The organism is Rossellomorea sp. GAMAL-10_SWC, assembly GCF_049568075.1.
GTDB lineage: Bacteria > Bacillota > Bacilli > Bacillales > Bacillaceae_G > Gottfriedia.
In genome coordinates this window covers 1,796,094-1,816,843 of record NZ_CP144911.1, presented here as the reverse complement: position 1 = coordinate 1,816,843, position 20,750 = coordinate 1,796,094, and the positions used below count along the sequence as shown (strand labels likewise).

Below are 20,750 nucleotides of genomic sequence, written 5' to 3'. Positions count from 1 at the left end.
GAAAAATAGAGAGTAATTACTCTCTATTTTTCTTTTTGATTAATATTATGATATTCCTTCAAAAATATCGTTTACGATTAACTGAGAACTAAAACCTTTATATAAGTTCATTAGTGATATTTTCATTTCAAATAAATAATATGGCTTTTCAAGTATCTGTTCTACATATTCCACTAAATCACTTATAGTTTTTACAGTGAGTGAGGCCCCTACATTTTCAAAAACACGTGAATTTTCACTTTCTTGTCCAGGTGTTGGTCGGTACAAAATTGTAGGTAAACTACATGCTATACTTTCTGAAAGTGTTATCCCCCCTGGTTTAGTAATTAGTAAATCTGCTTCTTTATATAGATTATAAATATCATTTACATAACCAAACACCTGAAGTCTACCATTGTATACTTCTACTTGGTTAATAAGACTCTTATATAGATTTCGGTTATTTCCACAGACAACTTTTACACTTAGTCTCTCATCATTTAAAAGCTGCTGGGTTATTTTTTTTACATCTTTCAAAGCCCCTACAGCACCAGCAACAATTAATATTCGATAATTTAAATTAGTTTGGTGCTCGTCTACTATAAGTTTACTCCTTTCAATTTTTCTAAATTCTTCTCGTATGGGTATGCTACTTACTAATACTTTTGAGAAAGGTACACCAAATCTTGACAGTTGAGGTAATAATTCTTCAGTAGCAATATAGTACCGATCTACTTCATCGTTAATCCAAGAACGATGGATATAATAGTCAGTTATTACAGTATAAAGTTTACATGGATGACCTGATATTTTCTTCCATTTGGCTACCGATTCTACTGGAAAAGTAGTAACAATGATGTCTGGTTTCTCAATTTGAAGTATGCATTTTATTTTTTTTCCACTTAATTCTAAAAGCTTATCAATTATAGATAAATTATAAAGCTTTTCAGTTCCGTAAAAGAACCATTTGTATACTGTCTGTGCATGCTTGAACATATGTATGTGGAGTTGCTTCGCGAATGTATTTAAAGTAGGATACGCTTCGTCATATAAGTCTATAATAGTTACATTTTTTAAATCATGATTTTCAAATTCACTTTTTAAAGCTTTGGAAACTTGTTTATGACCATTTCCGAAACTAGAAGTAACTACAAGTATTTTTGGTTGCTGCATCACTTTTAATGATCCACCCTTCTTTTTGTTACACAATTTAAAAACTTATTATGGGATCATTATATATTTTGTAAATTAAATTTCGCAGATTCTATTATGAATATTCACTATAAATTTGATTAAAACAATTTAATTATTAAATACTTCTACATATCAAAAAAATGCCTTTTTAAAAATGAATAATGAATTTTATAGCCAATCATTAAATTATAGTGAAATTGATTAAAAAAATATAATCTTTTTTGTTTTTTTACTGTGTTATTATATAGCAATGCTATACATTTCACGTACTTTTAAGCAAAGTAAACCTTCAATTTTAAACTTAAATTTATCCTGGTTAAAGGTGGAAATAATTATGAAAGAAAAGAAAACAAATCGAGTTTTTAAAAATGCGATGATTTTTCAATGGTTTTTTAAAACTAGTTATTATTTGATGATCATCATATTGCTAATCTATTTTTACATTTGTAATTCCTCTGGCTCATCTACATTTATTTATAATGAATTTTAATTTTATAAACTAATATTTATAGAGGTATTCAAATGACACCATACGGAAATTTACTATATTTTATAATATTGATGTTATTATTCTTACCAATTATTATTTGTGGGCTAAGAGGAAAAAAGATAACATTTTACAGTACTCTAGTGGGATGGACACTTATTTTACTTATTTTTAAAGATGATCTAAAACAGTTGTTATTTTTTATATGTTTTACTATTTTTCATTCAGTATTGGTCATTAACTATAGAAAATATCGTGATAAATATAATAATCCTCGTGTTTTTTATTTTTTAATTGCATTTACTTTATTACCTTTAATTTTAACAAAGGTTCAGCCATTTTTTATTTCAAAATCAATAATTGGATTTTTGGGTATTTCCTATGTAACTTTCAAAACAATTCATTTACTAATCGAAATAAGGGATGGATTAATCAAATCGTTAACAGTATTTGAGTTTCTACAGTTTTTTTTATTCTTCCCGACTTTTACGTCTGGTCCGATTGATCGATATCGTAGGTTTGAGAAGGATTTTAAGAATAGCTTTGAAGCTGGGGAATATAAGCGGTTTTTATTTAATGGTATCAACTTAATATTTCGAGGGTTTCTTTATAAGTATATTATTGCTCATGCGATCAATTTGTATATTATTTCAAATGTCTACTTACATGAAGACCTATTTGTATTAAAACTATTATACATGTATGCATATAGTTTTTATTTGTTCTTTGATTTTGCAGGTTATAGTGCTTTTGCAGTCGGAGTTAGCTTTTTATTAGGTGTTCAAACACCACAGAACTTTAATAAACCATTTTTAAGTAGAAATATTAAAGATTTTTGGAATCGTTGGCATATGACATTATCATTTTGGTTTAGAGATTATGTTTATATGAGGCTAGTTTTTTTCTTGCAAAAAAAGAAAATAATAAAAAATCGATATGTAATCTCGTATATTTCTTACTTTACCTTATTTTTTTTAATGGGTCTTTGGCATGGACTAGCGTTGCATTTCATTGTTTATGGTATTTACCATGCTATTTTAATTATTTGCTATGATTTATTTGAAAGGAAAAATAAAGAAAAGAAATTAATTCCTCGAACAAAATTCACAGATATACTTTCAATAATTATTACATTTCACTTTATTTGTTTTGGCTTTTTAATTTTTTCAGGAACTTTATTCTAAAACAAATAAATAGATATCAAATGAGGGGTTATATATGAAAAAACCTACTTTCGGTCCAATATTTTTGGCTTTTATAGTTGTTATTTTAATACTTACCATTCCAAATCAATGGTTATCTACATTAGTTACAAATCGAACAGCTAGGCATCAATCTAGCTCACTTAGTCCTGCTATCTTCCAAGGTATTACAGTACAAAGACAAGTTATGAAAGATCCTACTATTATACCAATCTATGGTTCGTCTGAACTTTCAAGATTTGATCAGTTTCATCCTTCAAATTATTTTAAGGTATATGATCCAAAATATACACCTTTCCTAATTGGAAGAGGAGGAACTCAATCATTAATACATTTCCTTAGTTTATCTGCTAACTATACAAGTTTAAAAGGGAAACAGATCATTTTTATAATTTCACCTCAATGGTTTAATAAAAGAGGATTAGATGAACAACGTTTTGACCCGAATTTTTCAAAGTTACAAGCAATTGAATTTGCAAATAATAATAAAATCCCTATGGATATAAAACAAAGAGCAATTAATCGATTACTTGATTATTCAATAGTTAGAAATGATAAAATGCTTACGACTTTGATGAGGCAAGCGCTTGGAATGAAAACAGAAAAACTGACTAATAAACTAATTACTAATAATTTAGTCAATCCTTATTTATCAATTATAAATAAACAAGATGTACTTACATCAAAATTTAATTTTATCAGTAATTTTAATATAAATAATTACTCAACTTCAAAAAACAAATCATTTAAAGAGCTGATGGCAATTGCAGAAAAAGAAGGAAAGAAAACAGCAACCAATAATCCATTTTATATTAGAAACAGTATTTATACATTGCATTTTGCTAATAAAATTAATCAATTAAAAAACTCTAAGTCTACACTTTCCTATAAAGAATCACCTGAATATAAGGACCTACAACTGGAATTAGATTTATTAAAAAGTGCTGGTGCAAAACCACTTTTCATATCTATTCCAGTAAATGGGTACTTTTATGATTACATTGGTTTTAAAAAAGAAGAGCGTACTTTATATTATAAAAAAGTATCTAAAGAAATTCGTGATTCTGGATTTGAAGTTGAAGACTTATCGAACCATGAATATGATAAATATTTTTTCAGCGATTCGCTTCATTTAAGCTTAAAGGGTTGGGTTTATGTGGATCAAGCATTGGAATCTTTCTTGCACAGTAAAGAAAAAGTTTAGAATTAATCTCAAAACTTTGTGGTTAGCTGATTGAGAATGAACAAAATGTGTATATGAAATTAAGTATAGTCCAAAGAAAAAGCTTCCGAACACTCAAATTTTGTGTTCGGAAGCTTTTTCTAAAATTCATTATTTTAAGTAGCCATAGTTTCTAAAATTGATATAATTTCATTTGGTGTAGACCATTCATCGCGATCAAAATCAGAAATTGTTACATCTATCCCTAATTTATCTTCTATCTCAACTAGTAAGCTAACAGTTCCAAATGAATCTAACAAACCTTCTTCAAATAAAAGTACTTCCGGATTTTCTACTATTTCTTCTGTATTACATAAATCAATCAATCAAAATAGCTAATACTTGTGCTCGAATATTTTTCATTATATTACCCTCTTTTGTTATATTTTCTAATAATTTTCTACTTGAGTTGATCAATATTTATAACCTGGGCAATTTCATCCGTCGTATTATAATATGTAACTGATCCTTACACCACCCGAATTGATACGTGAACCGGCATTTACTTTAGTTGGTCTTCAAATTGGATTGCGTTTCGATAGAGAAACCCTAGGACGAGCTCGACGATTGTTACCAGCAATTACTAGTTTTGTTCTCATACTCATAATCGGCTGTGGAGCTTTCGGTTTGGTTCTCGCAAAATTTGTCCATCTTAATCTACTTTCCGGATATTTGGCGACAACACCAGGTGGCATTAATGCTGTGATGGCCATCGCTTTTGGTAGCGGAGCCGATACAACATTAATATTTGCGATGCAAACATTCCGCCTTTTTATCATGGTGCTAGTTGCAGTTCCTTTAATACGCTGGTTGATAGGCAGAGATAAGCCTACAAAAAACGGAATTAACAAAATACTTAAAGAACTTAAATAAAAGAGTCTGTTGATAAAATGTGTTAAGACCACGGGTCCGTTTTGAATTAATCTTCAGATATTGAAAGCCGCAATGATAAATGTTTTGATATAACAGTTGGCATATAAAAATGCAAAAAATCGCTTCAATCTTGGCGAGTTTTTGCATTTTGATTCTTTAAAATTACCTTTGGAATATAATATTTTATTTAAAGGGTTTTTATTTTAAAAATGTGCTAGGCATAACAACAAGAACTACCTCTCCACGAGCACAAAGAGTGTCATTTGCAAATAATTCTGTATGAACTTTCCATTTTTTAGGATGGATTTCTTCAACAGTTCCAACTGCTTTTAAAGGTACGTCTTGGGGAGTTGGTTTAAGATATTCCACATTTAGGGAAGCGGTTACAAATCTAGGAGGTGCTGTACCATCTCCTATTTCGTTCCCATTCTTACGGTGTAAAGCAAGTGAGGCAGAGCCTGTCCCATGACAATCAATTAACGAAGCTATTAATCCACCATAAATAAAACCTGGAATTCCCATGTACTTTGATTCCGGTGTAAAGATTGTAACCGTTTTATCACCTTGCCAACCAGTGCGAAGATGATGACCATCTTTATTTAATCGACCACATCCATAACACCAAGCGAAATCTTCTGGGTAGATATCTTGAATTGCTTTTTCAATTACTTCCTCCATTATTCATCCTCCTTAATAACTTTTTAAATAAAATTCATCATAATATGAGCAATCGCTCGGTCATATTGTACTTTAAATATATACAAGGTCATCTTAATCCACAATAGTTTCCTGATAATTCCGTTAATATTAACTATACTTTTAAAGTAGTGTAATATTTTTCAAGTATACAAGTAATTTACTTTCGATAATAAAAATAGTTCACAAGTAGTACTACTAGTGGAAAAACTTCTTATCGTTAAAAATAGAATAGTTTGCTAAATAATTACATACGTTAATTGAACAATTTCATTACTTTTTCATATGTATCTTCATAGTTCAAATTATTATAAAATTCATTATCCAATTCGTGTAATTCATCAAGAATATCCTCTTCTGATTTTTCACTATGATAGATTTCATTAGCTTTTTTAACTAAATTAGATAAAAAACTTATTTCTAAATTATCTAAGATTGAAACAGTTTCTTGCCAATGTTCACCAGTCCAATTTAAGAAATATTGATCAAATCCACCGTTATTTAATTCCATTAAGAGACTATCGACCGAATAAAAATTTCTTTCGTTTTGACTTAATCCCTCAATTCCATTTTTGCTTTCTTTTTCAATGATTTTATCAGACATCTCGAAATATAAATCTTCTGTATTTTTCATCTGATGAACTCCCCTGACATTTATATTTGCTTGAATGTATAACATTTAAAAACTAACTTGTATTATTTTTCTATCCTAGCATATAAAAATATGACTATATAGCCGACCAAAATGAGTTAGTTAAACAATATTATTTAAATGGTAATGGGTTTTCTGGACGATTTGGACAGTAATAACAACTGGGATCCATACATTTTTCTTCTGTCCAAGCATTACAATTTGGACAGAAAAATGCTTCAAAATCTTCATAGTGAATTAAACTATTGTTGCATTTTGAACATTGTTGTTTCTTATCAATAAAACCATCTATTTCATATCCATCAATTATTACATAGTCATCTTTTTCTTCGATTTTCATTATAAGCTCCGTTCTACATCATCTTTTTTAACTAAAGAATCTATAATTCTTCATCTTGTGTAGTATAGTTATGCTCCTCTATTTTTTTCTTCATAAATCCCGTCCCCCAATCATAGCATCGAGTCAGTGTTAAATTTTTTACCTAGTTCTGTGAGAGAGTATTCCACTTTAGATTCCTTTTCTGCCTCAAAAAGATACTCCCATTAACTCAACTAATACAGCAATTGCATTGAAAAATCAAATTGTTTTCATCACATCAATTACTTTATCAATATCATTTTTCGTAATCCAGTAATGTGTGGCAAAACGCATCATGCCGTTTTCTTCTGGAGCAAATGTGATAATTCCATTCTCTTTAAAAATTTGTTCAATTTCTTCAGGTCTTCTTCTCATTTCAGTTATTTGAAAGAATACTAAATTGATATGAAGTTGAGATGTATCAACATTAATTCCAGGGATTTCAGTTAGTCTATTAGCTAAATATTGAGCATTTTCATGATCTTCATGTAATCGTTTCGTCATTTTTTCTAATGCGATTATACCAGCAGCAGCTAAAAATCCAGATTGTCTCCAGCCTCCACCTAGTAATTTACGCTTCTTTTTTGCTTTTTCAATAAATTCTTTACTACCAACAAGTATTGAACCTACTGGAGCACAAAGTCCTTTTGATAAACAAAACATTACTGAATCACTATATCGAGATAACTCTTTAACATCCGTTTTTAAATAAGTAGCCGCATTAAATATTCTTGCGCCATCTAAATGAACAGGAATATTTGTATCTTTTGCTATGCTATAAACTTGCTTCATATAGTCGATATCTACTACAGATCCATTTGAATAGGCATTTTCTAAACAGATTAATGAAGTTTCTGGATAATGGATGTCATCAGGTCGGATCGAATGTTTAATTCGGTTAATATCCATCTTGCCATGAGTCGTTTGTAAAGTTCTTAAGTGGACTCCTGCAATAATTGAAGCAGCTCCTACTTCATGTTCGAAAATATGACAATCCTCTCCTAGAATGACTTCAGTACCACGATCACAATGTGTAAACAAAGCAAGCTGGTTACCAAATGTTCCACTTGGTACAAATAAAGCAGCTTCTTTTCCAATCATAGAAGCAGCTAAAATTTCTAATTTTTGCACTGTTGGATCATCGCCATAAACATCATCGCCAACTTCGGCTAAAAACATGGCTTGTCTCATTTCATCTGTAGGATTTGTTACAGTGTCACTTCTTAAATCGATAAACTTCATTTTCATTCCCCTTTTATTCTATTTTCAGAATTATCTAAACTGGTTTAATAGACGCATCGAGATTTGATTTCTAATACAAGTATCCATCTCATTGTCGGAAATTGGCGAGTAAATTTAGTCATTAAATGAGTTATTTTTTTCAAATTCCTTTAAACCCATAAGCAAAAGCTTCTCAGTAATATCCTCAATTCCAGTATGATGAGCTATTGCAATTTGTTTAATCTTTTCTTTTATTGAATCTTTCACAAAAATAGTTAGTTGTTCTTGATTACTCGTAAACACAATAAAACCTGGTCTAGTAGAAAGCTTGCCATCAATTAAACAGTTTTGTAAAATTTCAAAATCTTGTTCAATGTTGGAATCAAGATATGGTAGTTTAATTGGTTTTATTTCGATCTTTATTGAGTTGTCCTTCATATAAAGATTCATATTTTGATGTCCAATGTGTTTATAAAAAGAATCGATAATGCCAAAAATCGGAGCACTAATTGACTGAGGGATTGGAAATTGAAAAGAGATCATACCTCTTTTCGTACTATGACTGGCTTTCTTCATTTCATAAGCTTTTCTAAAACCACGGCTTGTAAGTTCTTCTTTATTTAAAAGTTCACCCATGTTCGTTTTTACTACGATTTCAGAGGTCTCATTAAGCTCGATGATACGGGCTTTTTCGTTCGAGTTTGGAATTTCATAAAGTCCAAATAAGTAAAATTCTAAGTCCTTAGTAAAAAAAGACTTTTTTCTTGATGCATTTTTTTGTGAGAATTTTAGATTTTCAATTTCTTCTTCTGGAATAAATACAGTTAGTCTACCTTTAAAATTTACTTTACTTGCGTTAATTTTCCCAGATTTAATATACTGATGGATTGTTGCTTTCGATACTCCTAATAAATTAGCTGTTTCAAGAACAGTTAGTCCTACCGGTTTTACCGTTTGGGACTTTAACTGATTAAGATCCACTAAATAAAACCTCATTGTCCCATCGATTTGCCAATCTTCATAAACAAGTTTGAGTTTCCCAGCCTTTACATAATTGTAAATCGTTTGTTTCGATACACCTAACAGTTCTACAGCCTCATTTGTTGTAACAATCTCTTTCATTTTTTGATCTTGTTCTAACATTTGGATTCTTCCTTTTTCATTGTTTTATAGCTTCATTATATCATAATTATTTCCAACAAATTGTTAAAAAGTAATTAAACAGATACAAATAAATCTATTTATTTATAAATAATTAATTATACGTAATTTGTTTTAAGTAGAATAATAGTGTATTTTTCTACCTTATTCATTTCATGCATTATAATATTTATAAAATATTAAAGTTAATTATTTAGCTGGAAAAAATATTCGAATTAATACTTTAAATAGGATGATTTATGTATAATAGATTATGAGGTGAGTAATATGTTAGTAAAATCAAGTCTACTTATTACAAATTCAGCGTATTTACCAAGTACGAATCTAAATGAATCCAACATAATTGAGTATTTAATAGATGAAACATACTTTCCTATTCTTCTACAAACAAAGTTTGAGAATGAAAAAAATCATCGGATGATCTATGAAGGTTTTTCTGATTTGGAGATGATCTACTACTTTGTCCATCAAAGAAAAGATATTCAAAAATCGAAACAACGAAAAGATAGTACAAAGATGGAATACATACGAGAGTTAATGCAGTTTTTTCGATACTTGATGAAGAGTGAAGAATTTTTACGTCAGGATGTAGAATCTTATATAGAAACTTCATTTTTCAAAAATTTAAATCAAAGACATATCGATTCATATCAACAATGGCTATCTACTTATCAATACGGTTCGAACAAGCAACAATATCGTGTTACAACTCTTTCAAGAAAACTTGTCATATTAAAAAGCTTTTTCAAGTTTTTATTTGATAGTCATTATGTTTCAGTACCTTTATATACTCGAATTTTGAATGCAAAAATTACAAAGGATGATTTACCAAATCGTGATTTAGAAGAAAGTGAAGTTAAAGCATTATTGAATTTTTATAATGGAAATATTTTAAAAACGACTATAATCAAATTATTAGCTACAACTGGAATGCGAATTCGGGAACTAGCAGAGGCAAATTGGGGTAAAGTTACAAAGGATTCAAACGGTTATTGGCTAGAGATTATTGGAAAAGGAAATAAAAAACGTGAAGTTAAATTATTAAATCATGTATTTGTAGATTTATGTAAACTAAGGAGTCGACGTGGTCTATCAAATCTAATATCAAAAACAGATTCAAGTCCATTGTTTCCAAATAAACTGAATCAACATTATTCGTTTAAATATTTATCAAAATATGTCATAGAAATGATAAAAGATTCAGAGTTACCTTTTGTAAAAGAACATAATCAATCGAACAATATTAGTCCTCACTTCTTTCGACATCATTATGCATGTCGTTCAATTGAAAAAGGTGCGAGCATTTATCAAGTTAGTCGTAGTTTAGGTCATGAAAGTATTCAAACAACTGAACTTTATTTAGCAAAAATGATGAAACGAACTCAAAATGCAAGTAATGTTTGGGATGATGAAATTTATTAATAAGAAAAACCCCATTTTAAAAAAAGGGGGTTCTTTTTATACTTTACTTTTAGTTTACATAATATTATTATAAAAAATTCATATGAAACAATTTAGGAAGTAGAAAAATAATAATTCGTGACAAAAAGAATCAACTTTAAAGCTTTACTACTACCTCTGTTCCATCTTTTAGTTTCGTATCTACAAGGATTAGTCCACTGTTTTTTGAAAGGCCCTTTAGTAACGGCTTTAAATCCTTTCTATCAATTTCAGGGAAATTGAATTTACTGCCATTTTTTCTTATTGCTTTATTTATTAACCGATTAAGCAATTTTGATGTGATGATCAAACTTGCTAAATTTAAAACCGCATAAGGAACAGGAATGGAGAATCGCTTTCCTTCTATTTTCACCTTGAACTTTAACATATTCTACTCAATCACAACGAAAACTTTATCACCGTTAGATGAAGTGATGTCAATGATTTGTCCGACCATTTCGTTTTCGATTGCTTCGATTAGCAGATCAATGTTAATATCTTTAACATATTTTTCAGCTTCAGGAATTTTTTCAGCAATATTAGTACCTACTTTTAAAACAGCCTTCACAAGATTAATCGGTACATTTACATTAACATTATCTCCTACTTCAGAGTTCACACGAATCTTTAAGATTTTATTTCCATATGATTCTTTTTTCAAAGATACGCGTTCTGGCTGATCTTTATCTTGTAAAATATTAATTAATTCACTTGCTTTATCTTTATCAATCTTTCCTTCTTCCACCAACGTTAATATTCTTGAAATCTCGTCTTTCATTATAAGTCCCCCTCTTTTAATAATTGAATGGCTTTCTCAGCCGTAATTTCGCCTTTTTCTAATAATGTTACAATTTTAGATTTATCTATTTCTGGTTTCTTTTGAGTGGAATACCCAAGAGTAGAGATAATTTCATCTAATTTTCCTCTAACAGTCGGATAAGAAATTCCTAGTTCCTTTTCGACCTCTTTAATATTTCCACGACATTTAAGAAAAATCTCAATAAAATGAAGTTGTTCTTGGCCTAGAGCTGCTAATCTTGATACTTCAAATTCATTTTCAATCGTAGTCTGACAATGGTTACAATGTAGTTTAGTAATTTTAAGTGCCTTGCTACAAACAGGACAATTAGTTAGTAAAGGATACGACATACTGTTCTCCTTTCATTTATTTAATCATATAATACACTATATATTTAATTTTTTAAACAAAAATTAAATATTATTTATAAAAATTTATAATTTTATTAAATTATTAAATTTTTATATTAAATAATTTGATTCGATGAACGTAAATGTTAAGTTTTTATATAAAAATCAATCTTTTTATTCAAAAATTCAATTTGTATATTAAATAATTTTATTTTCGGATCATAAAAGTAAAAAAAGACCCTTTAAGGAGTCATTCAAAAATTTTCTATGAGATTTTTAAATCATATTTTTGTCTGTCTATTCTCTTTCATCATCGACCAATACTCTCATTTCAATCAAAAATTCTTCTTTTTGATTTGGTGAATAATTATTATGTATTAATGACTCATATATATCACTTTTAATTGTTATTTGATGTTTGTCTATATAGTTAATAAGTCTTTGTAAGTTTGTAAAATAATCATTAGATGATAAGCTTTTATAAGTTATGCATATGTATCTTCCTTCGGGGATGATTGAAAGCTCCGTATCTGGTAATAGTAGTGTAGTTTGTTTTTTTGTTAAAACGGGTGTAAATAAATATTGATATGTTACTTCACTAACATGTGTATAAGACTTATATGGCACAATGGCTCCATAACCATTGTTCCTAAAACCTTCTGTAGATGCAGCAAATTTCTTTAATTTACTATATGAAGCATTCAAAATATTTTTCGGATCGATTCCATTCGCTTTCGTCTGAATGATTTGCATTTCTTCTTCATACGAAAAAAATACTTCACCAAATTGTGGATAATCCTTTTGTTTTTGCAATCCCTTTTTTGCATTTGCGATGATTTTTTCAATTTCGATTAAAGAATTTATTTTTTCTCTTACAATTTTTTCTTGTTCTGTTAAAAAGGAAAAAAATTCATCTCTCTGTAGTCCCTGTACTTCTTTCATCTCTTCTAATGGAGTACCAATATATTTGAGAGATTTGATTAAATCGAGAAGATGAATTTGTGAGTCTTTGTAATATCGATAATTCTTATCTGGATCGACATACGCTGGTTTAAATAAATTGATTTTATCATAATATCGGAGTGCTTTAATCGAAATATTAACTAGTTTAGATACCTCACCTATTGTATATAGTTTTTCCTTCACTTTAGTCACCTCCACATTCTTATTTTAGCAAAAGAAGCATATTCTTTATTCGTAAATATAGAATACGCTTTTTTGATATATTATGCAGTTCGATATACTGGCATTTTCCAAGCAATTGTTAAACCAACACCACTCGCTAATAAGACTGTTGCAAAATAAAATGGATAGTTTAAGTCTATATCAAATAGGATTCCACCTATTATTGGTCCTATTACATTCCCAAAACTAGTAAACATTGAGTTCATCCCACCTACAAAGCCTTGTTCATTACCTGCAATTTTAGATAAATAGGTTGTAACAGCTGGACGCATTAAATCAAAGCCTAAAAATACTGTAATCGTCACTAGTAAAATCATAAAATAAGAGTTCACAATTGTCATCATAAATACTAGAATTGTAGACAGAATTAAACTATATCGAATTAATCGAATTTCTCCCATCCATTTTGTTAATCGATCAAATAATGCTATTTGAGCAATCGCACCAACTATCCCACCACCAGTAATCATAATTGCTATGTCTTTCGGTGTAAAACCAAATTTATGATTTGTGAACAATGAAAATAAGGATTCAAAAGCTGATAAACCAAATTGTGAAATCAATATAACCATAAACGAAATAAAATACATCGGAGCAAAAATACGTTTAAATCCTGGTTTTTGTCCTTTCTCTTCAATACTGTCTTGATTTCGTTCTGGCTCAGGAAGGACTGTAATAGATAAAACACCAGCTAAAATCGCCAATCCTGCTGCAGAGAAAAATGGTATGCGTGGACCATATTCTGCTAAAAATCCTCCAACACCTGGTCCAACAATAAAACCTGTTGAAATTGCAGCCGACATATAGCCGAGTGCTTTTGCTCTTGTTTCAACCGTTGTAACATCTGCTATAAATGCTGTTACAGCTGGCATAATGAATGCCGCACTTATTCCGCCTAGCATACGTGAAATAAAAAGAACCTCAATCGTTTTACCCATTCCGAATAAAAACTCTGAGATACTAAAGATCAATAATCCCGTTATAATCATTTTTTTACGTCCGAACTGGTCTACCCAGCGACCTGCAATTGGTGAAAAAAATAATTGTGTAATAGCAAATGAAGCTACCATATAGCCTACAATTGTACCAGATATATTTAACTCATTCATAATTGAAGGTGTGACTGGAATAACCAACCCAATTCCTAAAAAAATAATGAATAAATTCATTAATACTAAAGATAACATTATGTTTTGTTTTTTCATCTTAACTCAACTCCTTTTAAAGCTCTACAAAACATAATGTAAAGCCTCCTCCGAGGGGAGAGTCAATTGATTTTTTTATTATTTTTGATTCTTTTTTAATGAATTCGCTTTCAATTCTTTGTAATAGAAAAAGGAGCCTCTTTTAGAGAAGCTCATAGTTATTGGTACATTGTATTAATCTATTTAAGATCATTGATAGCCTTTAAAATGTTCATCTATCTAATGGTATTCTTATTTAGCGTGTTGATTTTTTTGAAACATTCCGAGAATGCTCGATGTGACAAAACCAAGGATTAGAGCGAAGGTTATATGTTGGTACAGCCCAACAGTACCGTCTGCTCCCATACGATGCCAAATATCGTTTGGTAGCGTTTTCCAAATAAACCACAAGCATGATGTTACGATAACTGTAATAATTGGTATAGTGAGGCGTTTCCCAATTGATGAAGCAATAAACATCATTAAAGCTAAACCAAGGATCGGTGTACTACCAAAAAACCATTGAAGTATATGAAAATCGATGTTCTCCATCCATATCCCTCCTCATTTTAATTGTATGAGGAGATATTGCTAAAAAGTAATGTTCCTGTTAGAAATTCAAATGACATTTCTTTATTGTAGTAAATTATCAAAACATAAATAAAGTCAAGGCCAAATGGCCTTGACTTTATTTTACGATTACTTTTCCTACCATACCTACATTAAAATGGTACTTACATGTAAGATCATATGTATTTGCTTGTTTTGGTGACACTGAAATGGTTTTTTCAGTTCTTGGTTGAACTTCTACATCAATATTGAGCATTTTCACAGTAAAAGTATGTGGCTTACTCCCTTTATTTTTCAATAATAAAGTTGTTTTTGTACCATTTGGAATCGTAATGTTTTTCGGGTTAAAGTAATCATCATTTAACTCTACTACGATTGTTTGTGCTCGATTATTTGCATCTGAAACCTCAGATTCAGCAAAAGCTTTGAGATTACCTGGTGTTGCCATCAGCAAAATCGTTGCCATAAAAACAATAATTCCTGAGAACCAATTTTTTATTAACATTTGCATTCCCTCCTTTCCTAGCAATATTCTTTTCCATTTGATGGAATATTATCACGATTTTTTTAATTTAATCGATATAAAAAAACTGTCCTCTTATAGAAAACAGCTTTTCGTTTATTTCCAGCTATTGTTTTGCTTCCCACTTTGCGATTTCATCTCGAACGATTGGTGCAACTTCCTTACCTAATAGTTCGATTGCTTTCATTACGTCTGCATGTGGCATCGAACCAACTGGTACATGAAGCATAAATCTTGTAATACCTACATTTTTTCGAAGGTGGATGATTTTTTGTGCGACAGTCTCAGAATCTCCAACATAAAGTGCACCTTCAAAGCTTCGCGCCGCATCGAATGCAGCTCGGTCATATGTTCCCCAACCGCGTTCTTTTCCAAGCTTATTCATGACCTGTTGAGTTGATGGGAAAAATTTATCTGCAGCAGTCATTGTATCTTCTGCGATGAATCCATGTGAATGGGATGCAATCTTTAGTTTGCTTACATCATGACCGGCATGTGCTGCTGCTTTTTTATATAGCTCAACAAGTGGTGCGAACTGAATTGGTCGTCCACCTATAATTGCAAGAACTAGTGGAAGTCCTAATAGTCCAGCTCGAAAGACTGACTCACTGTTTCCGCCACTTCCAATCCAAATTGGCAGGGGCTCCTGAACTGGACGTGGATAAATTCCTATATTGTTAATGGCTGGTCGGTGTTTTCCACTCCATGTTACGAATTCAGATTTTTGCAAGGTTAACAGTAAATCCATTTTTTCTTCAAAAAGCTCATCATAGTCGTTTAATTTATAGCCGAATAAAGGAAATGATTCGATGAATGAACCACGTCCCGCCATGATTTCCGCTCGACCATTCGAAATACCATCAAGCGTAGCAAAATCTTGAAATACTCGTACTGGATCTGCTGATGAAAGGACAGTTACGGCACTTGTTAGTCGAATACGATTTGTTTGTGATGCAGCTGCTGCTAATACGACTGCTGGAGATGATGCTGCAAAATCATTACGATGATGTTCCCCTACTCCAAATACATCTAATCCAACTTGATCTGCTAGAATAATCTCCTCAACCACTTCACGTAATCGTTCTGCATGGCTTATTACATTACCTGTATATGCATCAGGCGTTGTTTCTACAAAAGTACTAATTCCTATTTCCATTTAACTATTCCTCCTAATTTCTGTAATTTTAAAGAAAATTTGAGTAGATTTATAAGGTTTTATGTTGCTATATTTATTAAGCAACTTAAATATACCTCAAATTCGAGATAATTTCTAACAAAGTGGTATAAAGCAATTATATAGATCGTATTGTCATCATAAGTATGACCAGAAAAAATACATTTTCTGAATTTTAGGAGTATAATAGAGTATTAGAATTACTTCTATGTTCACCTTCAAAAACTCTAAAAAATTTTATCCAAAGTAGTGAGAAAGGAAGTTTAAGTATGAATAAAACTAAACCAACTGAAGTAACAGTTGATGGTTTCTTTAGACGTCAATTAAATCGTTTTTCTACACCATTTGGAAATAAACCAGGAGAACTCCCTATTGAAGCAGGTCGATATCGTCTCATTTGGTCAGCTGCTTGTCCATGGGCACATCGCTCTGTTATTGTACGAAAAGTTTTAGGCTTAGAAAATGCAATCAGTTTAGGTACCGTCAGTCCAATGCGTCCAAGATTGCCTCACGTGGATTGGGAATTTTCTTTGGATTCAGGAGGAGTTGATCCAATATTAGGCGTTCGCTATATGAGTGAAATCTATCATAAATCAGATCAAAACTACTCAGGACGTCCGACAGTACCCGCTATTATCGATATAAGCTCTGGCAAGGTTGCCAATAATGACTATTTTAGGCTAACAAATTATTTCGAAACGGTTTGGAAGCCGTACCATAAAAAGAATGCACCAGATTTATACCCAGTTTCCATTCGCCAGGAAATTGATGCGCTAAACGAAATCATATTCACTGATGTAAACAATGGTGTATACAAATGTGGTTTTGCACAATCTCAGAAAGCCTATGAAGATGCTTATGAAACATTATTTAATCGATTAGATGAGCTAGAGCAGCGATTATCTAAACAACGTTTTTTATTTGGTGATAAAATTACTGATACTGATGTTAGGTTATATACAACGCTTGTACGGTTCGATGCTGCTTACTTTACAGCCTTTAATACGAATCGTAATTTAATACGCGAGTTTAAAAACTTATGGGGCTATGTACGAGATTTATATCAAACATCAGGGTTTGGGGATACAACTGATTTTGATGCGATTAAACGACATTACCATTTATCGATTACTATTTCACCCGAAAAAGAAGAACCAAAAGTGTTACCAAAAGGTCCAGAACTTACGATTTGGAATTCGAAACACAATCGCGAAGATTTAAGTGGACAAAAAGAAAAGTTCCTCATTCATTAAGGCATAAGGAGATGCAATTTTAATGGTAAAAATAGAAATTTGTAATGCTGAAAAAGAGATGTTTCAGTCAATTCGAGAACAAAGAATTAACGCTTATTATGAATACGTTAACCTGTTACCAGATAAACATTGGCATGCTTTAAAGAAGTCCCTCTCATCGAATGTTGATGAACAAGAAGGTGTGGAAATAATTGTTGCCACGGTTTTAGGAAAAATTGTCGGTAGCGTCGCTTTATTCCCAACCAAAATAAATGCCTATGGAGACTATATCGACGAACTTGATTATCCAGAAATCCGAATGCTTGCTGTAGAGTCAGACTGCCGTGGTCAAGGAGTTGCTTCTGCGCTAATTTCAGAATGTATTAATCGCACGAAAGAAAAAGGATTCGATGCAATCGGATTACATACCGGTGAATTTATGAAAAATGCCATAAGTTTATATGAGGGAATTGGATTTAAACGTTTACCAAAGTTTGACTTCGAACCAGCAAATGATGGGATTATCGTCAGAGCTTATCAGATGAAAATTTAAACCTTATTTATTACTCATAATTAAATTTAATTTTGTTCAGTAAAAGGGCTGTCCGAAATTTTTTAACTTCAAACAGCCCTTTTGCGGTTATCGTGATAAGAATTTCACCTATTTAGTTATTTAATTAGAGATATCATCTTCACTTCAAAATACTATCTTATTATGATTCTTTTTAATATAAATTTGGAGTGTATTAATTGTCAAAAATAGATGAATCAAACATTCTAATTGAGCCATGGAACGAAGCAGATCATAATTTACTTCTGTCATCGAATACGAATAATATGATGAAATATCTTGGTGGTCTAGAAAGTTTAAATCAAATTATGAGTCGCCACAAGCATTATCTTGAAATGAGTCGAATAGGTACAGGACAAATGTTTGTTATCGTTTTGCTTCCATTCAGAACAAAAATAGGAACTGTTGGCTATTGGGATCGCATATGGGATGGTAAACTTATTTATGAAATTGGTTGGAGCATTTTACCACAATTTCAACGAAAAGGTATAGCAACAATTGCAGTAAAAAAAGCTATTAAGAAGGCCCAAAAAGAATCGAAGCATAAATATATTCACGCATTCCCTTCCGCTAATAACATTCCATCTAATAAATTATGCGAAAAATTAAATTTCAAGTTTATTAAAAAATGTAATTTTGAATATCCAATTGGTAAATTTATGATCTGTAATAATTGGCGACTAAAGACAAAGAAGAAAAAATGAAGTTAAGCCTAAAATGGCTTGACTTTCTTTTTTTAAACCTAATTCACAATCCGACTTGTTAAGTCTGTCTAAAATTCTAGTATTCTCACAATTTTTTCAATAGTATAAGTAGGGGATTTGTTTACACAAAAAAAGCCGATTCCAATAGATATTGGCTCAGCTTTATGTATATTTTATTCAAAATAAAATAATGAATCGTGAGAAGTATTTGTCTGATAGTAATTTACTAAATCTTCTACAGAGATTCCTCTAATTTCAGCGATATCATTAAAACTCATATCATAATGATATGACAGTTCATGTAAAGATAATGCTGGATTATTCGCTAATAATTCATAATCAGGTAAATTGTCAAATTGTTGTGACATACTCTTCACTTCCTTTTACAGTTTCTTACTATCCTTTCCTAAAATTTACAAATTTAGTCAAGATTCGTAAAAAAAGTTTGAAATGAAGATAAAATGGTCAGTTAGGTGGTTTTATGATTCAAACTATTTTACACGCTTCTTTATTATCTTTTGGATTAATTCTTCCTTTAGGGGTTCAAAACGTCTTTATTTTTCAACAAGGTGCAACTCAAAAAAGATTTATTAATGCACTTCCTGCTGTAATTACTGCATCAATTTGCGATACTTTGTTAATTACTTTATCTATTACAGGAGTTTCAGTGCTAATTTTAGCATCACCTTTTTTTAAAACCGCTCTTTTAAGTTTTGGCGTTTTGTTTTTATCTTATATGGGTTGGCAAACATGGAAAGCTAAATCTTCAAATGTAACTACGAATTCGGAGCATTTTTCAGTAAAAAAACAAATACTTTTTGCTGCATCCGTTTCACTTCTAAATCCTCATGCAATTTTGGATACTATAGGGGTAATTGGAACAAATTCACTTCAATATGATGGAATTGAAAAAATTGCTTTTTCGGTAACTTGTATTGCAGTTTCGTGGATCTGGTTCTTGTCACTCGCTATAGCAGGAAGAATGGCAGGAAAACTTGATCAATCTGGTAAATTTATGTTGGTTATTAATAAAATATCAGCAATTATCATTTGGTGTATTGCTATTTACCTAATTAAAGGCATAATAAAAGGATAAAAATGCAGGTTAAAGGAATAATCCTGAATCCTGCATTTTTATTTATTCTAATAATTATAAAAAGTGTAATGAAGACAATGTTAGAAAAGCTTCTATTAACCTCAATAATTTCTCTTTTTCTTCATTATTTAGCATTGAATTAGCTTTACGTATGAGGTTCATACCTTCTATCCAATCATTTTCATCAATTGGTACATATCCAGCTAATTGAAACAATTGAATAACAGGAAAACCTAGTGGTTCTGCCAACTTTCGAATAATTTCTGTTGACGGTATACCTCTTTTGCCATTTTCAATTTGTGAAATATATGAATGGGATACATTTGCTTTTGTTGCAAGGCACTTTATTGATAGATTTTTTTGTAATCGTGACTGTTTAATAAATTCAGCAAATATTTTTGAACGATCCTCAACGTTTTGCTCTTTATAGATCATATCAAATTTTAGATTACTATTCATTTCGACCTGGGAAGGATTGAATACTTCTTCTGAGATATTTCGTAAAGGAGTTTTCAATTTTTCTGGTGCATTAATAATATAAGCACACCAAATTAAGTCTTCAGCATTTCCACCTGTTACTTTTGCTATCGCTCTAGTTAATTTTTCTTCAGGTGGAGTCAATTTCGCATTTTGTAATTTGCTTAAATAGCTCTTGTCTTTTGAAAAGCCCAACTTATTTAATTCTTTGGCTATATCAGTCAAACTTAAATTTGAATTTTTTATATATTGCTTTAATAATTTATAGTACATGCTCACACCTTTTTCTTATTTTGCTCTATTTTTATTTTTATGTGTACAACATGGACTTTGACACTATTGTGAAATGGGTTATTTTGGAAATTTTTTATAATCATGCGGAAGTACTTAGAATTCTAAC

The 20,750-nt window shown here is 30.7% G+C and carries 26 protein-coding genes; 9 read left to right on the top strand and 17 right to left on the bottom strand.

Annotation, left to right across the window (positions count from 1 at the left end):
* Positions 1-45 precede the first annotated feature (45 nt).
* Entirely contained in the window at positions 46-1,152 is a 1,107-nt protein-coding gene (locus V5E38_RS08910) for an MGDG synthase family glycosyltransferase (protein ID WP_499213546.1), read from the bottom strand.
* Positions 1,153-1,507: 355 nt separating this feature from the next.
* Between V5E38_RS08910 and dltX the strand changes: the two genes are divergently transcribed.
* From dltX to dltD, 3 genes are read left to right on the top strand one after another with little or no spacing between them, the layout of a single operon-like run.
* A complete protein-coding gene (gene dltX, locus V5E38_RS08905; protein WP_387329424.1) occupies positions 1,508-1,663 on the top strand; it encodes a teichoic acid D-Ala incorporation-associated protein DltX in 156 nt (51 codons plus the stop codon).
* Between the two features lie 32 nt (positions 1,664-1,695).
* Entirely contained in the window at positions 1,696-2,844 is a 1,149-nt protein-coding gene (dltB, locus tag V5E38_RS08900) for a membrane-bound O-acyltransferase family protein (RefSeq protein WP_499212992.1), read from the top strand.
* Between the two features lie 34 nt (positions 2,845-2,878).
* A complete protein-coding gene (dltD, locus tag V5E38_RS08895) occupies positions 2,879-4,066 on the top strand; it encodes a D-alanyl-lipoteichoic acid biosynthesis protein DltD (protein ID WP_499212991.1) in 1,188 nt (395 codons plus the stop codon).
* Positions 4,067-4,200: 134 nt separating this feature from the next.
* Here the strand turns inward: dltD and dltC are convergent, their stop codons facing one another.
* Positions 4,201-4,410 (bottom strand): acyl carrier protein, encoded by a 210-nt coding sequence (dltC, locus tag V5E38_RS08890; RefSeq protein ID WP_499212990.1) that lies wholly within the window; start codon positions 4,408-4,410, stop codon positions 4,201-4,203.
* 136 nt (positions 4,411-4,546) lie between these two features.
* On the opposite strand from dltC, the gene V5E38_RS08885 reads away from it, so the two are divergent.
* On the top strand, positions 4,547-4,957 hold the full coding sequence (locus tag V5E38_RS08885) for an AbrB family transcriptional regulator (protein WP_499213545.1): 411 nt from the start codon (positions 4,547-4,549) through the stop codon (positions 4,955-4,957).
* A 198-nt stretch (positions 4,958-5,155) separates the two neighbouring features.
* Here V5E38_RS08885 and V5E38_RS08880 read toward each other — a convergent pair whose 3' ends face one another.
* The 5 genes from V5E38_RS08880 to V5E38_RS08860 all read right to left on the bottom strand — a co-directional run bounded on the left by V5E38_RS08880 (position 5,156) and on the right by V5E38_RS08860 (position 9,027).
* Complete coding sequence (locus V5E38_RS08880) at positions 5,156-5,635, bottom strand: PaaI family thioesterase (protein WP_335486671.1); 480 nt, start codon at positions 5,633-5,635, stop codon at positions 5,156-5,158.
* 274 nt (positions 5,636-5,909) lie between these two features.
* Positions 5,910-6,287, bottom strand: coding sequence for a DMP19 family protein (locus tag V5E38_RS08875; RefSeq protein ID WP_499212989.1), 378 nt, complete (start codon positions 6,285-6,287; stop codon positions 5,910-5,912).
* A 130-nt stretch (positions 6,288-6,417) separates the two neighbouring features.
* Positions 6,418-6,645, bottom strand: coding sequence for a hypothetical protein (locus V5E38_RS08870; protein ID WP_499212988.1), 228 nt, complete (start codon positions 6,643-6,645; stop codon positions 6,418-6,420).
* 237 nt (positions 6,646-6,882) lie between these two features.
* Complete coding sequence (ltaE, locus tag V5E38_RS08865) at positions 6,883-7,905, bottom strand: threonine aldolase family protein (protein ID WP_499212987.1); 1,023 nt, start codon at positions 7,903-7,905, stop codon at positions 6,883-6,885.
* Between the two features lie 114 nt (positions 7,906-8,019).
* Positions 8,020-9,027: a helix-turn-helix domain-containing protein gene (locus V5E38_RS08860; RefSeq protein WP_499212986.1), complete on the bottom strand. Its 1,008-nt coding sequence runs from the start codon at positions 9,025-9,027 to the stop codon at positions 8,020-8,022.
* A gap of 285 nt (positions 9,028-9,312) precedes the next feature.
* Between V5E38_RS08860 and V5E38_RS08855 the strand changes: the two genes are divergently transcribed.
* Positions 9,313-10,467, top strand: a complete 1,155-nt coding sequence (locus V5E38_RS08855) for a tyrosine-type recombinase/integrase (protein WP_499212985.1) — start codon at positions 9,313-9,315, stop codon at positions 10,465-10,467.
* 136 nt (positions 10,468-10,603) lie between these two features.
* Here the strand turns inward: V5E38_RS08855 and V5E38_RS08850 are convergent, their stop codons facing one another.
* The 8 genes from V5E38_RS08850 to V5E38_RS08815 all read right to left on the bottom strand — a co-directional run bounded on the left by V5E38_RS08850 (position 10,604) and on the right by V5E38_RS08815 (position 16,252).
* Positions 10,604-10,873, bottom strand: coding sequence for a lysophospholipid acyltransferase family protein (locus tag V5E38_RS08850; protein WP_499212984.1), 270 nt, complete (start codon positions 10,871-10,873; stop codon positions 10,604-10,606).
* A 3-nt stretch (positions 10,874-10,876) separates the two neighbouring features.
* Complete coding sequence (locus tag V5E38_RS08845; RefSeq protein ID WP_499212983.1) at positions 10,877-11,263, bottom strand: SHOCT-like domain-containing protein; 387 nt, start codon at positions 11,261-11,263, stop codon at positions 10,877-10,879.
* The gene (locus tag V5E38_RS08840; RefSeq protein ID WP_098565640.1) at positions 11,263-11,634 is read right to left on the bottom strand and encodes a DUF2089 domain-containing protein; all 372 of its coding nucleotides are present in this window, start codon (positions 11,632-11,634) and stop codon (positions 11,263-11,265) included. The genes V5E38_RS08845 and V5E38_RS08840 overlap by 1 nt, the downstream gene beginning before the upstream one ends.
* A gap of 297 nt (positions 11,635-11,931) precedes the next feature.
* Entirely contained in the window at positions 11,932-12,780 is an 849-nt protein-coding gene (locus V5E38_RS08835) for a MerR family transcriptional regulator (RefSeq protein ID WP_499212982.1), read from the bottom strand.
* A gap of 80 nt (positions 12,781-12,860) precedes the next feature.
* Positions 12,861-14,024, bottom strand: coding sequence for an MFS transporter (locus V5E38_RS08830; protein ID WP_499212981.1), 1,164 nt, complete (start codon positions 14,022-14,024; stop codon positions 12,861-12,863).
* 231 nt (positions 14,025-14,255) lie between these two features.
* Positions 14,256-14,555: a hypothetical protein gene (locus V5E38_RS08825; protein WP_499212980.1), complete on the bottom strand. Its 300-nt coding sequence runs from the start codon at positions 14,553-14,555 to the stop codon at positions 14,256-14,258.
* A gap of 136 nt (positions 14,556-14,691) precedes the next feature.
* A complete protein-coding gene (locus tag V5E38_RS08820; RefSeq protein ID WP_499212979.1) occupies positions 14,692-15,078 on the bottom strand; it encodes a cupredoxin domain-containing protein in 387 nt (128 codons plus the stop codon).
* Between the two features lie 124 nt (positions 15,079-15,202).
* The gene (locus V5E38_RS08815) at positions 15,203-16,252 is read right to left on the bottom strand and encodes an LLM class flavin-dependent oxidoreductase (RefSeq protein ID WP_499212978.1); all 1,050 of its coding nucleotides are present in this window, start codon (positions 16,250-16,252) and stop codon (positions 15,203-15,205) included.
* Positions 16,253-16,539: 287 nt separating this feature from the next.
* Here V5E38_RS08815 and V5E38_RS08810 point away from each other — a divergent pair, with 287 nt between their 5' ends.
* From V5E38_RS08810 to V5E38_RS08800, 3 genes are all read left to right on the top strand, one after another.
* The gene (locus V5E38_RS08810) at positions 16,540-17,523 is read left to right on the top strand and encodes a glutathione S-transferase family protein (RefSeq protein ID WP_499212977.1); all 984 of its coding nucleotides are present in this window, start codon (positions 16,540-16,542) and stop codon (positions 17,521-17,523) included.
* A gap of 22 nt (positions 17,524-17,545) precedes the next feature.
* A complete protein-coding gene (locus V5E38_RS08805) occupies positions 17,546-18,055 on the top strand; it encodes a GNAT family N-acetyltransferase (RefSeq protein WP_499212976.1) in 510 nt (169 codons plus the stop codon).
* 197 nt (positions 18,056-18,252) lie between these two features.
* Positions 18,253-18,777, top strand: a complete 525-nt coding sequence (locus V5E38_RS08800; protein ID WP_499212975.1) for a GNAT family N-acetyltransferase — start codon at positions 18,253-18,255, stop codon at positions 18,775-18,777.
* A 173-nt stretch (positions 18,778-18,950) separates the two neighbouring features.
* Here V5E38_RS08800 and V5E38_RS08795 read toward each other — a convergent pair whose 3' ends face one another.
* A complete protein-coding gene (locus V5E38_RS08795) occupies positions 18,951-19,145 on the bottom strand; it encodes a hypothetical protein (protein ID WP_025569137.1) in 195 nt (64 codons plus the stop codon).
* Positions 19,146-19,258: 113 nt separating this feature from the next.
* On the opposite strand from V5E38_RS08795, the gene V5E38_RS08790 reads away from it, so the two are divergent.
* The gene (locus V5E38_RS08790) at positions 19,259-19,873 is read left to right on the top strand and encodes a LysE/ArgO family amino acid transporter (RefSeq protein WP_499212974.1); all 615 of its coding nucleotides are present in this window, start codon (positions 19,259-19,261) and stop codon (positions 19,871-19,873) included.
* A gap of 54 nt (positions 19,874-19,927) precedes the next feature.
* Here the strand turns inward: V5E38_RS08790 and V5E38_RS08785 are convergent, their stop codons facing one another.
* Positions 19,928-20,623, bottom strand: coding sequence for a helix-turn-helix transcriptional regulator (locus tag V5E38_RS08785; RefSeq protein ID WP_499212973.1), 696 nt, complete (start codon positions 20,621-20,623; stop codon positions 19,928-19,930).
* Positions 20,624-20,750: the final 127 nt, after the last annotated feature.

Coding starts and splice junctions, on each gene's coding strand:
- V5E38_RS08810 (WP_499212977.1), top strand. CDS start 16,540: ATGAATAAAACTAAACCAACTGAAGTAACAGTTGATGGTTTCTTTAGA.
- V5E38_RS08820 (WP_499212979.1), bottom strand. CDS start 15,078: ATGTTAATAAAAAATTGGTTCTCAGGAATTATTGTTTTTATGGCAACG.
- V5E38_RS08850 (WP_499212984.1), bottom strand. CDS start 10,873: ATGTTAAAGTTCAAGGTGAAAATAGAAGGAAAGCGATTCTCCATTCCT.
- V5E38_RS08815 (WP_499212978.1), bottom strand. CDS start 16,252: ATGGAAATAGGAATTAGTACTTTTGTAGAAACAACGCCTGATGCATAT.
- V5E38_RS08790 (WP_499212974.1), top strand. CDS start 19,259: ATGATTCAAACTATTTTACACGCTTCTTTATTATCTTTTGGATTAATT.
- V5E38_RS08830 (WP_499212981.1), bottom strand. CDS start 14,024: ATGAAAAAACAAAACATAATGTTATCTTTAGTATTAATGAATTTATTC.
- V5E38_RS08785 (WP_499212973.1), bottom strand. CDS start 20,623: ATGTACTATAAATTATTAAAGCAATATATAAAAAATTCAAATTTAAGT.
- V5E38_RS08855 (WP_499212985.1), top strand. CDS start 9,313: ATGTTAGTAAAATCAAGTCTACTTATTACAAATTCAGCGTATTTACCA.
- V5E38_RS08910 (WP_499213546.1), bottom strand. CDS start 1,152: ATGCAGCAACCAAAAATACTTGTAGTTACTTCTAGTTTCGGAAATGGT.
- V5E38_RS08795 (WP_025569137.1), bottom strand. CDS start 19,145: ATGTCACAACAATTTGACAATTTACCTGATTATGAATTATTAGCGAAT.
- V5E38_RS08880 (WP_335486671.1), bottom strand. CDS start 5,635: ATGGAGGAAGTAATTGAAAAAGCAATTCAAGATATCTACCCAGAAGAT.
- dltX (WP_387329424.1), top strand. CDS start 1,508: ATGAAAGAAAAGAAAACAAATCGAGTTTTTAAAAATGCGATGATTTTT.
- V5E38_RS08860 (WP_499212986.1), bottom strand. CDS start 9,027: ATGTTAGAACAAGATCAAAAAATGAAAGAGATTGTTACAACAAATGAG.
- V5E38_RS08825 (WP_499212980.1), bottom strand. CDS start 14,555: ATGGAGAACATCGATTTTCATATACTTCAATGGTTTTTTGGTAGTACA.
- V5E38_RS08870 (WP_499212988.1), bottom strand. CDS start 6,645: ATGAAAATCGAAGAAAAAGATGACTATGTAATAATTGATGGATATGAA.
- dltD (WP_499212991.1), top strand. CDS start 2,879: ATGAAAAAACCTACTTTCGGTCCAATATTTTTGGCTTTTATAGTTGTT.
- dltB (WP_499212992.1), top strand. CDS start 1,696: ATGACACCATACGGAAATTTACTATATTTTATAATATTGATGTTATTA.
- V5E38_RS08805 (WP_499212976.1), top strand. CDS start 17,546: ATGGTAAAAATAGAAATTTGTAATGCTGAAAAAGAGATGTTTCAGTCA.
- V5E38_RS08845 (WP_499212983.1), bottom strand. CDS start 11,263: ATGAAAGACGAGATTTCAAGAATATTAACGTTGGTGGAAGAAGGAAAG.
- V5E38_RS08875 (WP_499212989.1), bottom strand. CDS start 6,287: ATGAAAAATACAGAAGATTTATATTTCGAGATGTCTGATAAAATCATT.
- ltaE (WP_499212987.1), bottom strand. CDS start 7,905: ATGAAGTTTATCGATTTAAGAAGTGACACTGTAACAAATCCTACAGAT.
- V5E38_RS08840 (WP_098565640.1), bottom strand. CDS start 11,634: ATGTCGTATCCTTTACTAACTAATTGTCCTGTTTGTAGCAAGGCACTT.